This is a genomic window from Pedobacter sp. AC464, assembly GCF_979253075.1.
In genome coordinates, this window is record NZ_CEEDBV010000001.1 from 866705 (window position 1) to 885175 (window position 18471).

The window sequence follows — 18471 nt, forward strand, 5'->3', positions numbered from 1 at the left end:
ACAAAATTTATAATGTCAAATCAAGATAAGGACTACTCTTTCTGGACCAAATACAAGCATTTTGCCTCGACAGAAATTTTAATGTATCTGGTGATGATAATTGGCATCACGCTTGGCATTATTTTTTTAAGTTAAGTATCAGCTTCAAGTTGTCCGCAGTATTCACTTCAGTTGTGAAGTTGAAAAACTCAGCATATTTTTCCGCAGGGAATGTTCCCTCGTTTATCACAAGTTTTCTGTAATAAGTTAGTTTTTTCCCTTCCAATACCGTCTTGCTTATATATTCACCAAAAATGCTCTTCAGATTTTTATCATTTTGTGGCAGGAAATTGGTTTCCACTTCATCAGGTAAATTATAAACAATTTTGTCTTCATCAGTGAAACCACGATTAATATACACAGATTTAATTCTGTTCCTGGTTTCAGGAATTGTTTTGTGAACATTAAAAGCGTTTAGTTTCAAAAATAAGCGGTTATTGTTCACCGTTCCGTATCTGGGCAGCTCCAGACTAATGTTTTCAATTACTTCCGGATTAGCGACTTTGTTTTGAATGTAATCTACGCCCTTGAAATTGATGTTGTCGATATCGTAAATGTCGGCGAGTAGTTTCTTCTGTTCAGATGGGGCCTTATCAATTACATCTTCATTATTTTCATACTGCGACCCATAAAAAGTTGTTTTCATTTTTCCGGCGATGTCGCCGTTAGCCATCACGTTCAAGTCGGCATTTCGGATTTGAAGATTGTCATCAGTGGCTAATTTTGGGGTTCTTAAGAGCTTTCCCCCATCTTTTGTACAGGCCAGAACAAGCCTGTCATCGGTAAAGGTACTCAAAAAGCCAAATGGAATTTTCTGACTCGTACATTCCAGCCATGTGGTATCACCTTTTAACGGCATGCATAATATAACATGGTTTCCCTGCACCATACTTGCATAATCAGGATCGAAACTCACTTTTTTATCTCCTGCTTCAACAACGCAGTAATAAGATTCGATGCCGGCAACATCCAAAAGACTTTGAGTGTAATTAACCAGCGCCTTACAATCGCCATAACCAAGCCTGTCTACTTCGGCCGCGGTAACAGGCTGGAACCCACCAATGCCAATTTGAACGCTAATGTAACGCGTTTTTTTTTGCATGTATTCATAAATCTTTTTGGCTTTCTCTTTATCATCAGGCAGGCCCGAAACTAAGTTTTTTATGAAATTAACTGTTTCCTGAGGCAATATTCTTCTGTTTTTCAACAGGTCGTCGTAGTTCCACTTTCCTAATTCCTGCCAGTTCGCATATTTTCCACTGTAATTATAGTATGTAAAATTCTTTGCTGCAATTTTTACCGAAGTTTGGTAGCTGTCACGGCTCGGACTATAAGGCTCTGGCTTAACGGCCGGGATGTTTGATGCTTTCCAAACTAGGGTTTTTTGCTTCTCATTAACCATTTCTTCCGGAGCACCCTGATAATTTTTTGTTTTAATCCTGAGCTCATCCGCGGGCTTGCTGATAAAGGTATAACTGCTTTTTTCTACCGAAATATCATCTTCATCCTGAGGTATCCAGTCTGGAATAATCAAATTCTGCTTAAATCTGATTTCATAATTGTATACCACCGTGTAGGGATAAATATTTTCTGAAGGCAGGTAATGCTTAAGCCTGCTGTCAACAAATAGAGAAAATCCATCTGCTGCACTTTCATCGTTGAAGTCGCTTTGATTAAACTTTTTTGTGAGTATTCCGGCGGCATTGTAAACCTCGCCTTTAATACTCTTAATTGCTGTATTCTTATCATAAAAGAGCACCAACCTGGCTTTATCGTCGCCATTTTTATTTAAAACCGTAATTGCTTTTTTAACCGAAAGCATCACATTATCGGGCGCCCGCATGTCGATTGTGGTTTCGTCGGTTCTTATGGTTGCGTTTGCACGGCTCTTTAAGCTGGAAGGAATTAATTCGCTGTCATAATTATCCTGAGAAAACACCAGTGTTGCACAGCACATAAAACAGAAAAATAGAAATGTTTGCTTCATTATTTAGTCTTTTTTAAAAGAACATCTGCCTTTTGATTCTGGATTATTTTACTGTAAAGTTCCTTTAGATAAGGATATTCTTCTGGCTGATAAATTGCCTTGTTAAATTGCAAAATCTGACTAAATGAAAGTGAGTTATCTTCAATGAGTGTTTTAAGGATATATCTTCCACCACTATTTGGTAAACCAACCGCAAGGTCCTTAGGCTTCTCCGCCATCTCGTATTTAGCTGGAAGCGCTATACTTATGATAACACGCTCATCCGAAGCGGCGCCTAAATCAACCGGATAGGTTCTCAAATTTAGGTTAAATGGATTTTTAGCAACAGGATTGATAAAAAAAGGATTAAAGAACAGGTCATCTTTAGATGCATTTGCAATTGGTGAAAACTCCACTTCGTAAATTTCTGTCAGGGTATTTTCCACGCTGTCGATATTCCTAATCTCTTGCTTTAAAATTTGAATTTTAGGCAATCTTTCATCGAGTTTCTCCACATACTCCTCCGGCGAATTAAATTTCTTTATTTCATTACGCTTATTTAGTGCAGCGTAGCCCGTTGAGTGGGTAGTAATTGTGCCTTTAATTTTTCCATCTGACTCTAATTTCCCGCTCATGATATAACTCGTAGAAGTTTTTTGGCCGGCAACCAAATCAATCCAGTAAGAAGGCTTTTTAAAATTAATAACACGACCCTGATCATTTATACAGCGCAGAGGCAGCAAACCAAATGGCGCCAAAGGTTCTGAGGCATCTAGCAAATAGCTTTTATCATCAATATTAACCTTTGCAATGAGGTAATTGAAATCGCTGATTACCGGAAACAGTTTGTTAACGGTTCCATTTTCTCTCGTTGACAAAATTACCGCTTCTACATCCAGGTTTGCAGCAGATAATGCAGATATCAAGCTGAGATTTATATCGGCAACGTTGCCGGAGTGCATATCCAGCGCTTTTTTTATGTTGTCTTCGCTGTACTTGCCATAGTAATTATTCCACTTAATCTGTTTCTTAATGTAGTTGTAAACTGCTTTGGCCTTAGTCAAATCATCTGTTGAGTTTTTTAAGATTACCGGCATTACATCTTTAAACAAATCCTTTCGCTTCATCTGCGCACCAAAACTCTTTTCTCCGGTTAAATCGTAATCTATATCCCGCCAGGTTTTGGTGTACTTTTGAGCGCCACCGCTTAACAGCTGCTGATCTGAAAGCTCAAAATAAATTGCTGATTTAAAGTTGCTTGCAGCTGTCATGTAATCTTCTTCGACAAAAGCAGGAATATTTTTCATTATGTACCAAATCTTCGAGCAATCTATGGGTGTGCCATTTATGCGCAAGCATTCTTTAGCCAATTCGCTTTTGGTATCACTTAGCTTGTTAAAACCACGCAAAGAAACATTGTAATTGTATATAGCAGGGATATAGGCTAAATATTCGCTATAAATTTTTGGTATATCGCTCTGAAATTCCCATGTTTTAAAATTGAAGAGGTTCGGCGATTCTAAACGGTAAGTATATTCAATTACGGAGCCATTTTTAATGTTTGGAAGTGTAAATTTTGTTAAAACAGTGTATTTCGATTTGTTTTCTGTAAAAACAGATTTGTTATCCATCGCCGACTCCACAAAGCGACCATTCTCATAGTTGAATGTCGATGCTTTAATCGCACTTATAAACTCTGCTCTCGAACCGTCTTTATAACTTGGAATGGTAATATTGGCTTGCTGATAACCGTCTTTATTAAAGATTTTGATTTTGACATGGTATTCAAAAATGAGTTCGATGTTCGCGGTTCTGTCGCTAATTTGAACTGAGGCAGTTCCAAATTCTTTTAAAACTACTGCATTCGCATTGCTGTCGATTTTATTGCGGTCAAATTCAACATCATCGAGGGTAATTGCGCCAAAATTAAAATTTTGCGCCTGTACTTTAAAAATAGCAAAAGACAGGATTAAGAGTAAGAAAATTTTTCGCATTTGAGTTTGGTTAATTTTTTGCAATTTAAATCTAAGCCACTATATTCTGAAATTTTTTGGTAACTAAATTTTACAATTAGTACATAGATTTTGCAGAAGTAACCAATCCTTTTTAGCACTTTTGATTAAAGAAATATTATCGGTATCTGTTTAGTGGATATCTAATTCATAGCTTAAAAAATGAAATTAAATTTAAAACGCCCTTTAGCTTTCTTCGACCTGGAAGCAACAGGTATTAATGTAGGTGCAGACAGGATTGTGGAGATAGCCATTTTAAAAGCGATGGAGGATGGCTCGGAGTTGGTTAAAACCTGGCGTGTTAACCCGGAAATGCCTATTCCATTGCAAACGTCGTTAATTCATGGCATTTATGATGAAGACATTGCAAACGAACCGACTTTTAAGGCATTGGCTACCGAAATAGCTGCGTTTTTAGGTGATAGTGACTTAGCTGGCTATAACTCTAACAAGTTCGATATTCCAATGCTACTCGAAGAGTTTTTGAGGGCCGAGGTTGATTTCGATATGAGCGACAGAAAATTCGTAGACGTTCAAAATATATTCCACCAAATGGAACAGCGTACCTTAAAAGCAGCTTATAAATTTTATTGTAATGATGATTTGGTAAATGCGCATGCCGCAGAAGCAGATGTTATAGCAACTTACAAGGTTTTGCTTGGTCAGTTGGAAATGTACAAGGATAAGGAGTTTGAGGATAAACAAGGACTAAAAAGTAAACCAGTAGTTAACGATGTTGATGCATTGCACAAATTCACAAACATTAACAGACCGGTAGATTTTGCAGGCAGATTGGTTTATAATGACAAGGACGAAGTGTGCATCAATTTCGGAAAACACAAAGGTAAAACTACTGAACAGGTTTTTTCTGTAGAGCCTAGTTATTACGCCTGGATGAAACAGGGCGATTTTCCGTTGTATACCAAAAAGAAATTAGACGAGGAATGGGCAAGGTTTAATGCCAAGAAAAACGAGAACAAAGCTCAGAAACCACAAAATCAGGCAACTTCAGCCAAGCCACACTTCAACAAACCAAAAGTAGACGAAAAACCTGCCCAGCCAATAAACACCGACATGCTGGAACAGTTAAAAATGAAATTTGGTAAGTAAATCTTCAACTTCTCTGACTAGTTCCATATATAAAACTCCTCAACTTTGATGAAAGCGATTAAACTAACGGTAATGCTGATGTTTTCAGCTTTCTGGTTGCAAGCTCAGGTTCAACTTCCGGTAGGGCAGGCGTTTCAAAACACATACCAGAAGGGTACAAGAAGCACCGATGGCAAGCCGGGGAAAAACTACTGGCAAAACAGTTCGAATTACAACGTCAAAGTTGATTTTAACCCGGTAACACGATTGCTGAAGGGTAGTGTAGATATTACTTACACCAATAACAGTCCAGATACTTTGAAAGAGATCTGGTTTAAGCTCTACCCAAATCTTTATAAAAAAGGCACGCCGAGAAAAGCACGTTTTGCCGAGGCAGACCTGGGCGAAGGTGTTGCCATTGAAAAAATTGCCGCAAATGGGAAATCAGTTAATGATTTTAGCATAGATGGAACGAACATGACCGTCAAAGTTCCGCCTGTTTTGCCAGGAAAAACAATCAGGTTTGCAATTGATTTTAACTATATCCTAAACAAGGGTTCTCATATGCGGACCGGACAGGTTGACGATGGTGCTCATTTTGTTGCCTATTTTTTTCCAAGAATCGCAGTATATGATGATGTTGACGGCTGGAATAAGTATCCGTATACGGGTGCCGAAGAATTTTACAACGATTTTGACAATTTTAATGCAGAAATTACTGTTCCTGGTGGTTATGGCGTTTGGGCTACCGGCGATTTAAAAAATGCATCAGATGTTTTTCAGCGGGAAATCGTTTCAAAATTAGCCTCGGCAGAAAAAAATGATGCCATAGTAGACGTGATTACGGAAGCTGATTTGGCAGCAAAAAGAGTTACTCAGCCAAAGGCATTTAACACATTTAAGTTTGAGGCAAAAAATGTCACCGATTTTGTTTTTGCGCTAAGTAATCATTATTTGTGGAAATCATCGAGCTTAATTGTAGACCCGGCAACAAAAAGACGTACCCGGGTGGATGCGGTTTTTAACCCAAAACATAAAGATTATTACGAAGTAATCGATTTTGCCCGAAAAACTGTGAATTCAATGAGTTATCAGTTTCCCAAATGGCCGTATCCTTATAATCATGAAACGGTATTTGATGGTTTAGATCAGATGGAATATCCCATGATGGTGAACGATAACCCGGTTGATAAAAGGGAAGATGCGATTACTTTAACAGACCATGAAATTTTCCACACCATGTTTCCATTTTATATGGGTATTAATGAGACCAAATATGGCTGGATGGACGAAGGATGGGCTACAATAGGCGAGTGGCTGATTTCGCCAATGATAGATTCTACAATTGTTGATGAATATGGCATTCAGCCAACGGCCGCGAGTTCCGGTAGTAAAGATGATTCGCCTATTATGACGCTTACACCCGATTTGAAGGGCTCAGGTTCTTTTACAAACTCTTATCCAAAGCCAGGTTTAGCCTACCTTTTTGTAAAAGATTACCTTGGCGATGAGCTGTTTACAAAAGCTTTGCACAACTACATCAAAAACTGGAATGGCAAACACCCAATGCCATACGATTTCTTTTATAGTATGAACCAGGGCAGCGGTAAGAATTTGAACTGGTTCTGGAAAACGTGGTTTTTTGATGGCGGTGTTGTCGACATGGCCATAAAATCAGTTACAAAAACGGATTCTGGCTATGCTATTGTTATTGAAAATAAAGGAATAAAGGCATTGCCAATTGATTTGCTGTTAACTTTTGAAGATGGTTCTACAGAAAATAACCACAGTACAATTGGTGTTTGGGAAAAAGGAAATAAGGAAACCATAGTTTCTATAAATACAAATAAGGTATTGAAGAAAATCGTAATGGGAAATCCGCATACGCCTGATAAAGTTAAAAGTGATAATAGTTTTTCGGTTAATTAATAGCTTGAATTTACTGGATAATACGGTTTCTTAATTACGCCTTCATCGCTAAAATACTTACTTAACTTGCGGTTTTTAAGCGCCCTTTTCAACCGCGTTTTTTTGTTATTTATAAGGATTTTATCCTGTATGAGCCTAATGCCGTGGCTATAATCTGCCCAGGTATTAAGATGCTTGTTGTAAACAGGTTGTATAGCTTTTCCATCTGGTTTGTGCCAGCCGTAAATTACAACCCGAGGCGTTAACGCTCCATAAATTTTGTTGGATAAAATAATGTCTTTCTTGTTGCCGGCAGTCAATAAACCTTTATTGTGTTCAACGATGAAGGGTTGGAGCTGTTTTAAAATGGAGTCTGTGGAATTAATAAACACCGGAACTGTTACCATTGAAGTTGATGGCGCAATAGGTTGTGGATACAATTTTATAGTTGCGGCCTTATAAATGGAATCAACCATCAACTTTGTTGGCAAACTACAGTGCATTAAAAATGCAACTTTTTGTGCAAGCATGGGTGTCATAGGCACGTAGAAGAAATCTTCGTTTGAGCCAATTGCTAAATAATCCGGTAGAACATATAGAGAAACAGCGTCATGCGTATTGTTAGGGCTCATGTCCAGCTTTGATAACTTTCTTAAAAAATCAGGAACATTGCCATTTTTTATTTCTTGATAAATAAGCCGTTCTCGGTCCTTTAAACTTAATGTACTGTCGGAGATGCTTAATGCAAAGGCTTTGCCACCGAGCGCATGCTCTTTTCTCTTTTGCAAACGTAAAACCTGAGCCTGAGCAATCTGGCTCCAGCAAGTAATTAAAACTAATACTTTGAGCAGCTTTTTCGTCATGATTTTAGAAAGTTGATATTTCTTTTCAATCCCGTAAGTTTTGTGCGCTTAACTGCTGAGTTTTTGAAAACCTTGTTGAACACCTCAGCGGTAATTTCGGTTAAGTCTTTCGCGTCTAACGCTAATAATCCGTTTTCTGGTTTAAATGCGTCTTCATTATGCGCTTTAGAAAATCGGTTCCATGGGCAAACATCTTGGCAAATATCACATCCAAACATCCAGTTATCCATTTTGTCTTTAAACTCAGCGGGAATTTCATTCTTGAGTTCGATGGTTAAATACGAAATACACTTTGTGCCATCTACAACCTGTGGGGCAATAATTGCATCTGTCGGGCAAGCATCTAAACACCTGGTGCAAGTGCCACAATGATCTGTCTGAAAAGGATTATCATACGCAAGCTCCAAATCTACAATCAATTCTGCCAGGAAAAAGAAAGAGCCGTTTTGTTTGCTTATCAAATTTGAGTTTTTCCCAATCCAGCCAATTCCTGAACGCTGGGCCCATGCCCGGTCCAACACCGGTGCAGAATCTACAAATGCTCTCCCGGAAACTTCTCCAATGTTTTCATTAATGAATTGTGTAAGTAGTTTCAGTTTATCTTTTATCACATGGTGATAATCTTTCCCGTAGGCATATTTGGAGATTTTTGGCGCAAGTGGGTCCTGTTGCTGCTCCTCTGTGAAATAGTTTAACGAAAGCGAGATAACTGATTTTGCACCATCAACAAGCAGGCGAGGGTCGAGTCTTTTGTCGAAATAATTTTCCATATATTTCATTTCGCCGTGGTGGTTTTTGTTTAACCAGGCTTCGAGCCTCGGCGCCTCAGTTTCTAAAAACTCTGCCTTTGAGATTCCGCAAGCCATAAAACCAAGCCTAATTGCTTCATCTTTTATCAGTTTGCTATATTTCTCAGGGTTGTTATACATCGTTACAAAGATAGGGCTTAGAATTAAAACCTTTTGCCTGCTTGCTTGTTGTTATTTCGAAAGCTAAATAAATAATTATGGGCCTGGCAAGTTTAACTAATGGCTATTCAGCTTTTATTGCCACTCATTTAACGCATTAAATTATTAATAATGGAAAATATAGATCCAAAACATACGGAAAGTGGAGAAGCTCCAAAACCGATAGAGAAAGATTACGAAACTCATAAAGAAGATCCGGGACCAGCGAAACCTGCAGTAACAGAAAAAGATGAAAACGGGGCTGGTTCTGTTCTTAAATGGATTTTGCCAATCGCAGTAATCATTGGTTTAATTGTATGGTTTGCGATGAGAAAATAATAGCTTTAGTAAATTTGAAATGCCGGTTAGTGATGTGACCGGCATTTTTTTTATCCATTTTTATTTGAGCAATTTTGTTTGATATAAATCTGTCCGCCTGTCCTTTAGCACCTTAACCGTTCCGTAATGATGCAATTCATCCAGTAGGTGCAAATCAACATCAACTACTAAAACCATTTCTGTGTTAGGCGTTGCCTCTGCTTTTACAGCATTGGTTGGAAAAGCAAAATCTGAAGGCGTAAATACAGCCGATTGAGCAAACTGAATGTCCATGTTGTTCACTTTTGGTAAATTCCCTACACAACCGGCAATGGCTACATAACACTCATTCTCAATTGCACGTGCCTGTGCGCAATGCCTTACACGCGTATATCCGTTTTGTGTATCCGTTAAAAAAGGTACAAATAAAATCTGCATGCCCTGGTCGGCGTAAATTCGGCTTAACTCCGGAAATTCGACATCATAGCAAATCAGAATACCAACTTTACCACAATCTGTGTCAAACACCTTAACCTTATCACCGCCAATCATTCCATAGTATTTTTGCTCATTAGGTGTAATGTGAATTTTCCGGTATTCGTCAATTTTACCTGTTCTATGGCACAAATAAGTAGCATTGTAAAGTTTACCATTCTCGAGTAAAGGCATACTTCCTGTTATTATATTTACATTATAACTCAAAGCGTATTCGTGCATTTTATCAACAATCTCCTGTGTTTTCTCCGCCAGTTTGCGCATGGCCTCAATTTCTGGCAGGTGATTATAGGGCTGTAGAAGCGGCGTATTAAATAACTCGGGAAACATGATAAAATCCGCCTTATAGCCACTCAGTGCATCAACGAAAAATTCTACCTGCTCGTAAAATACTCCCATATCCGGAAAAAGACGCATTTCCCACTGCACAAGACCCAATCGAATGGTCATTGCAGAGCGGGCAGAAGCATCCAAACCCTGATAATAAATATTATTCCACTCGATCAAAGTAGCATATTCTTTAGATTCATGATCGCCTGGCAAATAGTTCTTTAACACTTTTCTTACGTGGAAATCATTAGAAATCTGAAATGTTAATGTTGGGTCGTAAATCTCCTTTGCTTTTACCTTATCTATATACTGCCGCGGGTTTAAGGTGTTTGCATAGGCATGATAACCGGGAATTCTACCCCCGGCAATAATACTTTTTAGGTTTAAGCTTTCGCAGAGTTCTTTTCTGGCCTCGTACAATCTTCTTCCTAAACGGAGGCCGCGGAATTCTGGATGCACGAAAATTTCGATTCCGTATAACGTATCTCCATTTGGATCGTGTGTGGTAAAGGAATAGTCGCCGGTTATGAGCTTATAGGTGTGCCTATCCCCATATTCGCTGTATTCAACTATTATTGCAAGCGAGCAGGCCACAACTTTATCATCAACTGCGATACAAAGCTGGCCCTCAGGAAAAATTTTTAAGAGTTTCTCGATGCTTGATTTTGGCCAGATTGATCCGCCCATACTATCATAGGCCTTTATCATCGACTCTCTTAAATCAGCATAATCTTCGAGCGTTAGCTTACGTAATTCAATATTCATAATTTGTTGGTTTTACATTTAATGAACGGATTTGAAGATTAAATGTTTGGAATAATGTTAACCTGAAGGCGAACAATCGAACAAAAAAGTTCACAGCAGTAATTCAAAAAGCCATGAGCTTACCCAGCACGAAAAAAAAATTACACATGCTGGCGGAAATGCATTTAAAACAACTTGCCGGTTTGTCCGGGAAAGTTCTTCTTTAAATGCTTATAGGCTGCTTCGGTAACTTCGCGACCTCTTGAGGTACGCATTATATAACCTTCTTGAATTAAAAAAGGTTCATAAACTTCCTCAATTGTGCCTTCATCTTCGCCAACAGCGGTTGCAATGGTTTTTAAGCCAACAGGGCCACCCTTGAATTTATCGATAATGGTTACCAAAATTTTGTTGTCCATTTCATCCAGGCCATGCTCATCAACATTAAGTGCGTTTAGCGCATAGCGGGCAATCTCCGTATCAATATTTCCTGTACCCTTTATTTGTGCAAAATCGCGGGTTCGGCGAAGTAATGCATTTGCGATTCGGGGCGTTCCGCGACTTCTTCTTGCAATTTCATAAGCCCCTTCATCGCTAATCGGTGTTTTTAAAATGTCAGATGAACGAAGAACTATCGTGGTTAATAACTTCGCATCATAGTAAGCTAAACGGGCATTTATACCAAACCTTGCACGAAGCGGTGCAGTTAACAAGCCTGAACGGGTTGTAGCGCCTACAAGCGTAAAGGGGTTTAATGATATCTGAACCGAGCGGGCATTAGGTCCTGTTTCAAGCATAATATCAATCTTGAAATCTTCCATTGCAGAATACAGATACTCTTCTACTAAAGGAGACAGCCGGTGAATTTCATCAATAAAGAGGATATCGCCGGTATCTAAGCCGGTTAACAAGCCCGCTAAATCGCCGGGTTTGTCCAAAACGGGTCCGGAGGTAACTTTAATTCCTGCACCCATTTCGTTTGCAATAATATATGATAGTGTCGTTTTGCCCAATCCCGGAGGACCGTGCAGAAGCACATGATCTAAAGCCTCGCCACGAAGTTTCGCCGCCTGCACAAAAATGCGGAGGTTTTCCATTACTTTTTCCTGCCCCGTAAAATCTTCAAAAGCCTGCGGACGTAAAACCCTTTCGATATCTCTATCGGTAGGCGTTAGGTTAGTAGCTTCAGGATCAAGATTTTCGTTCATATTGCAAAGATAAAATTAAATGCTAAAAAAATTAGGATTTTTTAAACTTGTTGGAAACAACCAGTTCTTTAGAACCAGCAGTATATTGATAAAAACCTTCGCCTGTTTTTACGCCCTTTTTACCGGCCGCAACCATATTTATCAACAGCGGGCAGGGCGCATATTTCGGGTTTCCAAAACCATCGTTTAATACCTTTAGTATTGCAAGGCAAACATCTAAGCCAATAAAGTCTGCCAGTTGCAACGGACCCATTGGGTGCGCCATGCCAAGCTTCATCACCGTATCTATTTCGTAAACACCAGCCACGCCTTCATATAATGTGTAAATTGCCTCATTAATCATTGGCATTAAAACTCGGTTGGCCACAAAACCGGGGTAGTCATTCACTTCAACCGGCGTTTTCTGAAGTTGTTGAGAAAGGGCCATTATCGTTGCGGTCGTTTCATCACTGGTTTGGTAGCCGCGAATCACTTCAACTAACTTCATAACAGGTACAGGATTCATAAAATGCATTCCAATAACGTGCTCGCCACGGCTTGTTACTGCGGCAATTTGCGTTATAGAAATGGACGAGGTATTGGAAGCCAGAATAGTGTGTTGCGGCGCTAACGAATCCAAATCCCGGAATATTTTAAGTTTCAAATCCAGGTTTTCCGTTGCGGCTTCTACAACTAAATCTGCTGTTTGCACGCCGTCTTCTATCGAAGTAAAAGTTTTAATGTTGCCAAGTGTTTCAGTTTTTTGCGCTTCGCTTAAAGTGCCTTTACTTACTTGTCTATCTAAATTTTTAGCGATTGTGCTCAATGCATTGTCAAGTGCGTGCTGGTTAACATCAATTAGATTTACCGCATAGCCGAACTGGGCAAAAGTGTGGGCAATTCCGTTTCCCATTGTGCCTGAGCCAATAACTGAAATATTTTTTATCATCATTTTATATTAATGCTTTGTTCTTCTAATTAATTTATGTCTGGCGATAAATTATTTGCGGCATCGACTCCAACATTTAATCTGCCGACCTCAACCGCCAGGTCAGGGTTATTGATATCTTACAATATATCCTAATAATATTTCCAAATATATTATTAACTATCCAAAGTAAAATCAAATGTTGATGAAAAGACAACAGCGTTTTCTCAGCGCTAATTAAGTTTTTAAAGCGCAGTCCGATACTTCCTGATAAACCTGGCTGAATTAACCTAGAGGTTCGGATAATGATTTCGGAAGTTTTAAAGTTGGTGTTTCTAGATTCTAATCTGAGGCTTCAGTAACTTAATAAGGATTCAAATCGTGAATTTTTTATTTGGACTAATTCAAATTTGGCTTTTGCGATGAAAATATTGAGTATAAATGAAGGTTATTTTCGGTTATTTTGCTGAAATATCAAAATCGCATAAAAATTTTACTTAGTGTAATCCGATTTCGCCGACGATTAACTATTTGTTTAGTTTTCTAGATGATTTTTATCAACTATTTATATAGTAGGTTTATAATTTTCGATTTATTTATCTTTTATTATTCTTGGCAGTGCTAAAATTGAGTTTATTGCGATAAATTGTACTTTTCTGCCAGTTATTTTGTTATTATTTTTGTTTTTATTAAAATATTTAAATATCATTGCCACCGTAAGGTGTTTCTGTTTAACTTTCTTCATCCCGAAAAGATTTTTAAATCAATTCTACATCTACCGATGATAACTCAGGGGTGAAAAAAACTACTTGTGTTTACTAAACTGGTAAACCTAAATTCATCTGTACAAATAATTTTCTTTCAAGCATATTTTTAGCCATAAAGGGTTGTGGCTTTGGTATATATTAATAAATCATAACTAAACTTAAATGAAAAGAAAACTACTAAAATGTTTGTTTTTCTTGATTGTGTTCATTGCGTTTGAAGCATCCGCACAAGACAAGACAATTACCGGAATGGTAACGGCTAAGGACGATGGCCTGCCGATTCCAGGAGTAAGTATTAAATTAAAAGGTACTAACCGTGGCGTTGTTACAGATGCTAAAGGAAGGTACTCAATCTCAGTTCCTTCTACAGAAAAAGATTTTTTGGTTTACAGTTTCGTTGGCTTTAAAACCAAAGAGATTAGCACACTTTCTAGAACAATCGATGTTACATTAGAATCGAATGCAAACACGCTTGATGAGGTTGTAATTGCAGCCGGTGGTATTAAACGTGCCGCAAGGGAGCAAGGTTATGCCACGACAAGAATCGATGCCGAAGCTTTAACTGCAGGTAAATCTCCAACCATTGCAGGCGGTTTAGCCGGTAAAGTAGCTGGTTTACAAATTAATGCTGTTGGTACAGGAGTAAATCCTGCGTATCGTTTGGTGTTACGTGGTGATAGATCCATCACCGGTAATAACCAGGCATTAATTGTGTTAGACGGTGCAGTTGTGCCAAATGAGTTACTTGGTAACATAAACCCTGATGATGTAGAAGATTTAACGGTATTAAACGGTGCCAGCGGTGCTGCTCTATACGGTTCCGATGCATCAAACGGTGTGTTAATTATCACTACAAAAAGAGGTAAGAAAGGCACACCAGTTATTAAGTTATCAAACACTACCGCAATTGAAAAAATCAGTTTCTATCCTGAGTTGCAAAACAGATTTGGTTCTGGTACTGATGATTACCCGGTTGCGTATGAACCAATTGAGAACCAGCAATATGGTCCGGCTTTTGATGGCGTATCGAGACCTATCGGACGTATAAATCAGTTTGGACAAACCCAAATGGTGCCTTATTCTGCAACCAGAGATAAGTATGATTTCTGGGATACTGGTATTTCAAATCAAACCGATTTCTCACTTTCTTCTGGTGATGAAAAATCATCTACTTATATTTCTGCACAGTACTTAAACGGAAAAGGAACCACCCCGAAAGATGAGTACGACAGAATTGCGTTCCGTTTCAACGGAGACCGTAACATTACAAAGAATTTCAGCGCAAAATATAACATCAGTTTTACTCAAAATAAATACGATACGACTCCAAATACATCGAGTATTTATGATAATTTGTTAAATACCCCTGCACAAATTCCTCTATTGAGTTATACAGATTGGCAAGACCTTACCAGCTGGGCAAATCCAAATAACTACTATAACGATTATTACAGGAACCCATATTTTGCGATTGACAATGCAAGACAGAAGCAAAAAAATGATTACATCACCGGGTTGGTTGAATTAAACTATAAAGTAAACGATTGGATAAGCTTTATCGCAAGGGCTTCATTAAGCAATCGCTATTATGAAAGCAAAACAGCTACAGATGGTTTTACTTACACCGACTTCGTTTTAGGTTCTGGCTCATCAAAAGCAAATTTTGCAAGCAGTGTATCCGACCGCTTGTTTCAAAATAGCAATTTTAACTCTGACTTTATTGCAAACATTAAAAAGGATATTAAAGATTTCTCAATTAATTTCCTTGCAGGGGCAAACTTGAAAAGTTTTACCTATAAAACAATGTCATCATCTGGTAGTGGCTTGCAAGTGCCATACCTGTACAATTTAGGTAATATCACGGGTACCCCAACAGCATCAGAAAGTAATGAAAACACCCGTAGATATGGCGTTTGGGGTGATGTAACTGTAGGGTATAAAAAATACCTTTTCTTACACGTAACAGGCAGAAATGACTGGGTGTCTATTTTAGCTCCAGCTAACCGCTCGTTCTTTTACCCTGCTGCCGATGTATCATTTATCCCAACTGATGCTTTCGATTTCTTAAAAAACAGCAAATGGTTAGATTACTGGAAAATTCGAGGTGGTATATCTAAAGTGGGTAACGTTAACGTTGATACTTATGCATTGTTATCAACATTTGGTTCTCAAACAGGCTATAACTATGGTACCGGATACACACCTAGTTCACTAATTGTATCGCCGGATTTGAAACCGGAGATAACCAATGGCTATGAGTTTGGTACAGATTTCAGAATGTTTAAGGGAAGAATTGATGGAACAGTTACTTACTACCACACAAGTTCGACTGGTCAGGCCATTAACGCTGGTATTGCTGCGAGTAGCGGTTTTACAAGTTATTTGCTAAATGCCGGTGAATTAGAAAATACTGGTCTTGAAAGCGTATTGCATTTTACGCCAATAAATAAAGGTAACTGGAGATTAGTGGTAGGTGGTAACTATACACACAACGTAAATAAATTACTTTCTTTAACGCCTGGCTTAACGAGAATTGGCGTGAGCGGTAGTGGAACCATCTATGGTGATACTTTCGTACAAACGTATCCAATCATCATCGGTTCTGATTATGTTAGAGATTCTGAAGGTAGGGTTGTGATTGATAGAAATACAGGTAACCCTGTTGGTACAACAACCGGTAACGTTTTAGGCAATACACAACCAAAAAACAGATTAGGATTAGATTTCAATTTGTCATGGAAAGGCTTAACGCTATCTGGTTTGTTCGAATATAGAGGAGATTTTGTTCAGTACACCTCTGCTGGTTCAACTTTCGATTTCTCAGGCTCAAGTATCCGTTCAGTTTATTACAATCGTGAAAGATTCGTTTTCCCTAACTCATCTTATTTAGATGCTGCAACAGGAAACTACGTAGCAAACAATAACATCACTGTTTCAGCGGCTAATTCTGGTTTCTGGTCCAGCAGTCAGTTTAGAGGTACCACAAGTAACTATGTTTACTCAGGCGATTACTGGAAGTTGAGAGAGTTAGCTTTATCCTATAAAATTCCATCAACAGCTTTAAAATACATTAAATTTATTAAAACTGCTACGGTTAGTGCTCAAGGCAGAAACTTATTTATCTGGCTTCCAAAATCGAATACCTGGGGCGATCCTGATGTTAGTAGCAATGGCTCTGATAGTAATGCGGTGGGTATCACTTCATTATCTCAAACGCCGCCAACAAGATATTTTGGTGGTACTGTTTCATTAACATTTTAATACAACTAATTATGAAAAAATATTTAAGCATAACATCAATTTTTCTGGTTTTAATACTGGGATTCTCCGGGTGTAAAAAGGGATACCTGGATATTAACGAAAATCCTAACTCGGCAACTTCATCTACGCCACAATTAGTACTGCCTGCTTTATTAAACAACATGTCTAGCAATTACATAACGTATTTTAATTATGGAGGTAGAATAGCAGGCTACATTGCAAATGGTGGCGGCTTCTCATTTGTAGGAAGCACAACAATCACTTATAATTTTGATAGTGGCGCTAATACCGGACTGTTCACTGCGGCTTTTTCCGATTTGAGAAGTATCCAATACATTATTAATACAAGTACCGGCGTTCAACAATATGCCTTGTACAATGGTGTAGCCCGTATTCTTAAATCGTATTACTATCAATTGTTGGTAGATGAGTATGGAAATGTTCCTTATTCGGAAGGGTTAACCGGAGCAGATAATCTGACACCACGTTACGACAATCAAACTGATGTTTACCAGGCTTTGGTAAAGGAGATTGATGCAGCAATCACTATTTTAAAAGCAAACGCTGCGTCTTCAACTGTAACGAAGCTAACCGTTAACAATGCTGATATTATGTTTGGTGGTAACGTTACCAAATGGATTCAGTTTGCTAACAATATAAAACTGCGTATTTTAACAAGAGCCCAAACAGGCCCTTTAGCATCATTTGTAAATACAGCTTTTGGCACATTTTCTTCTGAAGGCTTTTTGCTTGATGATGTCGTTATTCAGCCTGGTTACGTTAGTACAAGTGCACGTCAAAACCCAATTTGGGATGCTTACCAATCATCTTATACAGGAACAACCACAGGAAATAGTTATATCCCATCTACCTGGATGTACTCTTTCTATAACGGTGCGAAGTTAAATGATGCGGGTAGAGGCGCTTTAACCTACAGACTTTTTGCTGCAGGTACAACGCCACGTGGACAACTCGGTGCTCCAAATAATCCAAATTCTGGTGCACCAAACTGGTACGTAGGTACAGGAGTTGGTTTAGCATCTACAGAAGCGAAAGGCTTAATTAAAAGCAGAGTGATGGGTCAGTTAATTTTTCCAGCGTCAGAAACCTATTTCATGTTAGCTGAAGCTGCGCTTAATGGTCGTCCTTTGGCAGGTAGTGCCCTTGAAAATTTTGAGAATGGCATAAAAGCATCTTACAATTATTTAAATAAAACCGGCGCATCTACAGCCTCATCCGATGCTTCTGTACTTACAACCTATTTAAATACTTATAAAACGGCCAACCCAACAAGTTTCCTGGTAAACTATAGCTTGGCAGCTACTGATGCGCAAAGATTGGAAGCTATCATAACTCAAAAATACATCGCCCTTAATTTTATTGATGGTTATGAAGCTTGGCAAGAGTATAAAAGAACAGGATACCCTCGGGTTTCTGGTACTGCTGCTACGACTACGTTTGCCTCAACCGAGTCGGTAGCACCTACTGCTGACAGACTGCCGGTTAGAAACTTATACCCAACTTCAGAATACAACTTAAATCCAAACGTTCCGGCCGCTTCGACCATCAGTATTTGGACAAGCAAAATTTTCTGGGATAATAATTAATACATAAATA

At 38.5% G+C, this 18471-nt stretch carries 14 protein-coding genes; 6 read left to right on the forward strand and 8 right to left on the reverse strand.

What is annotated here, in order from left to right:
* Nucleotides 1-12 precede the first annotated feature (12 nt).
* A complete protein-coding gene (locus tag AC0IWT_RS03685) occupies nt 13-135 on the forward strand; it encodes a hypothetical protein (protein WP_471796037.1) in 123 nt (40 codons plus the stop codon).
* Here the strand turns inward: AC0IWT_RS03685 and AC0IWT_RS03690 are convergent.
* On the reverse strand, nt 119-2026 hold the full coding sequence (locus AC0IWT_RS03690; protein ID WP_471796038.1) for a DUF3857 domain-containing protein: 1908 nt from the start codon (nt 2024-2026) through the stop codon (nt 119-121). The genes AC0IWT_RS03685 and AC0IWT_RS03690 overlap by 17 nt on opposite strands.
* Complete coding sequence (locus AC0IWT_RS03695) at nt 2026-3999, reverse strand: DUF3857 domain-containing protein (protein WP_471796039.1); 1974 nt, start codon at nt 3997-3999, stop codon at nt 2026-2028. The genes AC0IWT_RS03690 and AC0IWT_RS03695 overlap by 1 nt, the downstream gene beginning before the upstream one ends.
* Nucleotides 4000-4179: 180 nt before the next feature.
* Here AC0IWT_RS03695 and AC0IWT_RS03700 point away from each other — a divergent pair, with 180 nt between their 5' ends.
* On the forward strand, nt 4180-5127 hold the full coding sequence (locus tag AC0IWT_RS03700; protein WP_471796040.1) for an exonuclease domain-containing protein: 948 nt from the start codon (nt 4180-4182) through the stop codon (nt 5125-5127).
* A gap of 48 nt (nt 5128-5175) precedes the next feature.
* Nucleotides 5176-7035 (forward strand): M1 family metallopeptidase, encoded by a 1860-nt coding sequence (locus AC0IWT_RS03705; protein WP_471796041.1) that lies wholly within the window; start codon nt 5176-5178, stop codon nt 7033-7035.
* Here the strand turns inward: AC0IWT_RS03705 and AC0IWT_RS03710 are convergent.
* Together AC0IWT_RS03710 and queG are read right to left on the reverse strand one after the other, a co-directional pair.
* Nucleotides 7032-7877, reverse strand: coding sequence for a hypothetical protein (locus AC0IWT_RS03710; RefSeq protein WP_471796042.1), 846 nt, complete (start codon nt 7875-7877; stop codon nt 7032-7034). The genes AC0IWT_RS03705 and AC0IWT_RS03710 overlap by 4 nt on opposite strands.
* Entirely contained in the window at nt 7874-8806 is a 933-nt protein-coding gene (gene queG / locus AC0IWT_RS03715; protein WP_471796043.1) for a tRNA epoxyqueuosine(34) reductase QueG, read from the reverse strand. The genes AC0IWT_RS03710 and queG overlap by 4 nt, the downstream gene beginning before the upstream one ends.
* Before the next feature lie 150 nt (nt 8807-8956).
* On the opposite strand from queG, the gene AC0IWT_RS03720 reads away from it, so the two are divergent.
* The gene (locus AC0IWT_RS03720) at nt 8957-9163 is read left to right on the forward strand and encodes a hypothetical protein (protein ID WP_056872826.1); all 207 of its coding nucleotides are present in this window, start codon (nt 8957-8959) and stop codon (nt 9161-9163) included.
* Between the two features lie 60 nt (nt 9164-9223).
* Here AC0IWT_RS03720 and AC0IWT_RS03725 read toward each other — a convergent pair whose 3' ends face one another.
* The 4 genes from AC0IWT_RS03725 to AC0IWT_RS03740 all read right to left on the reverse strand — a co-directional run bounded on the left by AC0IWT_RS03725 (nt 9224) and on the right by AC0IWT_RS03740 (nt 13571).
* A complete protein-coding gene (locus AC0IWT_RS03725) occupies nt 9224-10732 on the reverse strand; it encodes a GNAT family N-acetyltransferase (RefSeq protein ID WP_471796044.1) in 1509 nt (502 codons plus the stop codon).
* A 164-nt stretch (nt 10733-10896) separates the two neighbouring features.
* Nucleotides 10897-11919 carry a Holliday junction branch migration DNA helicase RuvB gene (gene ruvB / locus AC0IWT_RS03730; RefSeq protein WP_056872824.1) on the reverse strand — a complete coding sequence of 341 codons (1023 nt, stop codon included), beginning with the start codon at nt 11917-11919 and terminating at the stop codon, nt 10897-10899.
* A 31-nt stretch (nt 11920-11950) separates the two neighbouring features.
* Entirely contained in the window at nt 11951-12847 is an 897-nt protein-coding gene (locus AC0IWT_RS03735; protein ID WP_471797203.1) for a 3-hydroxyacyl-CoA dehydrogenase family protein, read from the reverse strand.
* 571 nt (nt 12848-13418) lie between these two features.
* Entirely contained in the window at nt 13419-13571 is a 153-nt protein-coding gene (locus tag AC0IWT_RS03740; RefSeq protein WP_157275029.1) for a hypothetical protein, read from the reverse strand.
* A gap of 184 nt (nt 13572-13755) precedes the next feature.
* On the opposite strand from AC0IWT_RS03740, the gene AC0IWT_RS03745 reads away from it, so the two are divergent.
* Together AC0IWT_RS03745 and AC0IWT_RS03750 are read left to right on the forward strand one after the other, a co-directional pair.
* A complete protein-coding gene (locus tag AC0IWT_RS03745; protein WP_471796045.1) occupies nt 13756-16854 on the forward strand; it encodes a SusC/RagA family TonB-linked outer membrane protein in 3099 nt (1032 codons plus the stop codon).
* Nucleotides 16855-16865: 11 nt separating this feature from the next.
* On the forward strand, nt 16866-18461 hold the full coding sequence (locus AC0IWT_RS03750; RefSeq protein ID WP_471796046.1) for a SusD/RagB family nutrient-binding outer membrane lipoprotein: 1596 nt from the start codon (nt 16866-16868) through the stop codon (nt 18459-18461).
* Nucleotides 18462-18471: the final 10 nt, after the last annotated feature.

What these genes read in the sequence shown, in the direction of transcription:
- AC0IWT_RS03690 (WP_471796038.1), bottom strand. Translation starts at nt 2,026, where the DNA reads ATGAAGCAAACATTTCTATTTTTCTGTTTTATGTGCTGTGCAACACTG.
- AC0IWT_RS03710 (WP_471796042.1), bottom strand. Translation starts at nt 7,877, where the DNA reads ATGACGAAAAAGCTGCTCAAAGTATTAGTTTTAATTACTTGCTGGAGC.
- AC0IWT_RS03695 (WP_471796039.1), bottom strand. Translation starts at nt 3,999, where the DNA reads ATGCGAAAAATTTTCTTACTCTTAATCCTGTCTTTTGCTATTTTTAAA.
- AC0IWT_RS03745 (WP_471796045.1), top strand. Translation starts at nt 13,756, where the DNA reads ATGAAAAGAAAACTACTAAAATGTTTGTTTTTCTTGATTGTGTTCATT.
- queG (WP_471796043.1), bottom strand. Translation starts at nt 8,806, where the DNA reads ATGTATAACAACCCTGAGAAATATAGCAAACTGATAAAAGATGAAGCA.
- AC0IWT_RS03720 (WP_056872826.1), top strand. Translation starts at nt 8,957, where the DNA reads ATGGAAAATATAGATCCAAAACATACGGAAAGTGGAGAAGCTCCAAAA.
- AC0IWT_RS03700 (WP_471796040.1), top strand. Translation starts at nt 4,180, where the DNA reads ATGAAATTAAATTTAAAACGCCCTTTAGCTTTCTTCGACCTGGAAGCA.
- ruvB (WP_056872824.1), bottom strand. Translation starts at nt 11,919, where the DNA reads ATGAACGAAAATCTTGATCCTGAAGCTACTAACCTAACGCCTACCGAT.
- AC0IWT_RS03750 (WP_471796046.1), top strand. Translation starts at nt 16,866, where the DNA reads ATGAAAAAATATTTAAGCATAACATCAATTTTTCTGGTTTTAATACTG.
- AC0IWT_RS03735 (WP_471797203.1), bottom strand. Translation starts at nt 12,847, where the DNA reads ATGATAAAAAATATTTCAGTTATTGGCTCAGGCACAATGGGAAACGGA.
- AC0IWT_RS03705 (WP_471796041.1), top strand. Translation starts at nt 5,176, where the DNA reads ATGAAAGCGATTAAACTAACGGTAATGCTGATGTTTTCAGCTTTCTGG.
- AC0IWT_RS03725 (WP_471796044.1), bottom strand. Translation starts at nt 10,732, where the DNA reads ATGAATATTGAATTACGTAAGCTAACGCTCGAAGATTATGCTGATTTA.
- AC0IWT_RS03685 (WP_471796037.1), top strand. Translation starts at nt 13, where the DNA reads ATGTCAAATCAAGATAAGGACTACTCTTTCTGGACCAAATACAAGCAT.
- AC0IWT_RS03740 (WP_157275029.1), bottom strand. Translation starts at nt 13,571, where the DNA reads ATGAAGAAAGTTAAACAGAAACACCTTACGGTGGCAATGATATTTAAA.